The 4,101-nt window shown below is 33.9% G+C and carries 3 protein-coding genes; 1 reads left to right on the top strand and 2 read right to left on the bottom strand.

Features of this window, described 5'->3' with window-relative positions:
• Positions 1-113 precede the first annotated feature (113 nt).
• On the top strand, positions 114-1,064 hold the full coding sequence (locus AFK68_RS07475; protein ID WP_094672212.1) for a GDP-mannose 4,6-dehydratase: 951 nt from the start codon (positions 114-116) through the stop codon (positions 1,062-1,064).
• Between the two features lie 495 nt (positions 1,065-1,559).
• Here AFK68_RS07475 and AFK68_RS07465 read toward each other — a convergent pair whose 3' ends face one another.
• Positions 1,560-2,432 carry an Npun_R2821/Npun_R2822 family protein gene (locus tag AFK68_RS07465; RefSeq protein ID WP_094672211.1) on the bottom strand — a complete coding sequence of 291 codons (873 nt, stop codon included), beginning with the start codon at positions 2,430-2,432 and terminating at the stop codon, positions 1,560-1,562.
• A gap of 55 nt (positions 2,433-2,487) precedes the next feature.
• Positions 2,488-3,267: a hypothetical protein gene (locus AFK68_RS07460; protein WP_094672210.1), complete on the bottom strand. Its 780-nt coding sequence runs from the start codon at positions 3,265-3,267 to the stop codon at positions 2,488-2,490.
• Positions 3,268-4,101 lie beyond the last annotated feature (834 nt).

Genomic DNA, 4,101 nt, shown 5'->3' with positions numbered 1-4,101 from the left:
TTACTTCTCAACAAATGCTTTCTGGTTGGAGATATGTATTATTAGGAGCTGCAGTTTTAGGAGCGGTTTTAACTCCTTCAACTGACCCTAAAACTCATCCGAAAAAGCCAAAAATGAGTAATATTATAGTTACAGGAGTAGGTGGATTTATTGGTTCTCATTTAGCAGAAACTCTATTAAATCAAGGCGATAAAGTAATAGGAATAGATCAGTTTAATGATTACTATGACCCTACTTTAAAGCGTCAGAATATTTCTCATTTTCAAGACCATCCTGCTTTTCAATTGATAGAAGATGATATTCAGTCTTTGAATTGGTCAGAGTTACTTACAGATGTAGATATAGTTTATCATCAAGCTGCCCAAGCTGGAGTTCGTGCTAGTTGGGGTGAAGGTTTTCGTTCTTATACAGAACGTAATATTAATGCTACCCAAATAATTTTAGAAGCTGCTAAAGATGCTTCTAATTTGAAAAGATTAGTTTATGCTTCTACTTCTTCTGTGTATGGTAATGCGGAAACTTTCCCTACCCCAGAGACTATTTGTCCTCAACCAGTATCTCCTTATGGTATTACTAAGTTAGCAGCAGAAAGATTAGGTAAGTTGTATCATCAAAATTTTGGTGTACCATGTGTATATTTACGCTACTTTACAGTCTACGGTCCCCGTCAACGACCTGATATGGCCTTTCATAAATTTTTTAAGTGGATTTTAGAAGATGAACCAATTTCTATTTATGGAGATGGTCAGCAAACTAGAGATTTTACTTTTGTTAGTGATGCAGTAGCAGCTAACTTAGCAGCAGGTACAGTACCAGAAGCAGTAGGTGAAGTATTTAATATAGGTGGAGGTAGTCGGGTAGTATTAGCAGAAGTTATTAATATGATGGAGGAAATAGTAGGACGTCCAATTAAGAAAAATTTTGTGGAAAAAGCTAGGGGAGATGCTCGTCATACCAGCGCTGATGTTTCTAAAGCGCAGAAAATTTTGGGTTATCAACCTCAAGTTTCTCTGAAAGAGGGGTTGCAAAGAGAATGGGAATGGGTAAAGTCTCTTTACAGTTAAATTTGTTTGGTTAACTATCCAGAGTTGGCTGATTAAATCNGACGTCCAATTAAGAAAAATTTTGTGGAAAAAGCTAGGGGAGATGCTCGTCATACCAGCGCTGATGTTTCTAAAGCGCAGAAAATTTTGGGTTATCAACCTCAAGTTTCTCTGAAAGAGGGGTTGCAAAGAGAATGGGAATGGGTAAAGTCTCTTTACAGTTAAATTTGTTTGGTTAACTATCCAGAGTTGGCTGATTAAATCTCAAAGCACTGACAGATAAAGATTTTAGCCTTTTTAGAGTTTAGAGCGAAAAAAAAGTGCTATTTTTTCAGCTTGAGTAACCAAAAAGTCAGGATGAAAGCCAAGGTAGAAAAGAAGGATAAAAGAATATTTATTCCTCCCACCTTCTATATAATTAATTGCCTTAGCTCTCACTTCCTGACTCCTATTATTTACTCTAAATTTTTTTTATTTGCCCAGCTATCTTTTTGACTTTATCAATAAATCTTCGCCCTATACTTTTTTTTTCCTCTCTGTTTTTTGGGGATAGTGGGTTGGTTTAGATTCGCCGATGTATCTATAATCTTCCCAAATATCCCAATAAGGACACCCTGGTTGAATCCGAATTCCTGCCCAATGTAGATACGATAAAGGTTGATTCACAGTTGGATCTATCAGTTTATCACCTTCTTGATGAAAATGTGATGTACCTGCCCAACTTCCAGGTGCTTTTTCGGGTCTATTAACAATATTGAAACGCTTTTTAATTCGCTTCAAAATCATATAATTAATGATTGGTTGATCGGAAGTTTTCTGAGAAAAATCAAAGTATTCTGGATGAGCAGCACATTCAGCAAATGTCTCATACAAATCTTGTTCTGAAATTAAATTTTTCTTAGATGCCCACCATCCTCCATTAAAAGTTTCCAGCAGTTCATCTTTGCTAAAAACTTGATAAATCTCTGGAGTAAAGATATTTTTAATTCCTCCTAAGTGTTGATAATCAAAACACAAGAAATCATACTCATTTAGATAGTTGAGATTATCAATAATTTTATCAAAAACGACAATATCTGTATCTATGTATAAAAACTCATCAAATTCTCCAAACCAACAAGCTTGCTTACGAAACTGATTTGGTCTGGCAAAAAATTTATTACCAAAAATTTGTTGTAGTTTGTTTGATAATCTTTCAATAAATTCTAAATCTGGATAAATTTTGACTCCATAATCTCTCGAAAAACGTTCTACGACTGTGTGATAATTATCATCATAGGGAATCAAAATAACTGGTGTATCACTATCATACTTACGGATACTTTTTAATAGTGCAATACCTTGTTCTATCACTTTGTCATTTGCAGTGATATATATGCCACGATTCATAACATAATATTTTTCTTATACCAATTTCATCTACTTATGTCCTACTAAAAAGCCCTCACCGATAATAAAATTCAAAATCTCTTAAAGCCATTATTCTAGTTTTATTTAAACGATAATGATAACCCATCCTCTTTTGTAATTTATCCCAAGAAGTTGCTTTTGGTTTACTACGAGAAGCATCCCAGTGTTGAGTCACCCCACTAATTTTTTGCCACGCTTCACTATTAATAACCCATCCAACTTTTGCTGCTGCTAACCCCATTAAACTACCTTCTCCAGCGTGCATTCCTCTTAATTCTGCATACTTAGAAATCTTCCCCCAAGTTTCCAAAAATTCTATTTCCTTGCCATTATCTCTAACTATAATAAATAAGGCTTCCCCTATCCAACTAGAATGATTAAATAACTCATCAGAAATATTTAGCTTCTCTGCCAACTTTTTCAATATTGGCAAACTAGAAGCACGATATTTTGAAACGTGTTCTACTAAATTCTTATAGCGTCCAGTAATTCCTGGTTTCCATTCAATATCTTCTGGTAGTGATTCTAAAATTCTAGTATCAGCATCTATATATATAGCTACTGGAAATAGGGATATTGCTTTCTGGCAAAGAAATCTTTTATCGTTATAACAATGTTGAATACCTTGTTGATGATGTTTAAAAGCCATTACATTTTTATAGCTACTAAAATCATCAGGTTTCTCTGTATAAATTACCAGGGAAGTTCCGGGAGAATTTCTTTCTAAGTCTTTAGCTAACTCCTTGGTTATATCGCGATATCTTTGCCCTAGTGCCAAAGTACAAAAACAAAATTTTTTTTGTTCCTGAGTCATATTTTTTTCGTAGTTATTTTAGATGGTAAGCAGGTTATTGCTCATGATGTAGATGGAGTATGGGATGTTTTTTACGGAGAAATTTTCGTTTGGGATTGGAAAACTGGAGNGGAAGTTCCGGGAGAATTTCTTTCTAAGTCTTTAGCTAACTCCTTGGTTATATCGCGATATCTTTGCCCTAGTGCCAAAGTACAAAAACAAAATTTTTTTTGTTCCTGAGTCATATTTTTACCTGGAAATTTTAACAATAAAAAATACTTAAAATTATTTGAGTTGAATAAGTGGAAAAGTTAGGAAGTAATTTTGAGTATAACAAGGATAGTAACTCAAAAATATCTTGAATGAATCCTTGAGTATGAATTTATACACTAACTCCCATCTCATCTCTAAATGAAGTACAAAATTCTTTGGTTTTAGGGAGTAGGGAGTGGTAATTTGGGTTCGAGGGGATAGAAAATTAATAAACAAAAAAGTATTTTAGTAACTTGATAAATGCTATGGATAGCAATTCTGGAGCAAACTTTTTTTTGGTAGTTTTGCCTATACTCTCGATCTATATCAAGGAAGGTCAACTTTTTTCGTTTCTTATTGCCCCTAAAGATAGGTTAACAAACCAAAGTAATTTTTGAAACCATCTCTGTAACTAGGGTTCAAGTACATCAACCCTTACTATCAAAACACCGATATATTTCTTGATATTTCAAAGTAGTAATTTTTTCGGTTTCTTTTTGAAATGAAAATTACCCTCTATTTCTCCCTTCAATCAAAATTACTAGAGATGAAACATTATCTCCTTAGCTGTCAGTCTGAGAAAATCGGTAAATTCCCCAAACT

Source organism: Hydrocoleum sp. CS-953 (genome assembly GCF_002260545.1).
Taxonomy (GTDB): Bacteria; Cyanobacteriota; Cyanobacteriia; order Cyanobacteriales; family Microcoleaceae; genus Trichodesmium.
This window is presented reverse-complemented; position numbering and strand designations above follow the sequence as displayed.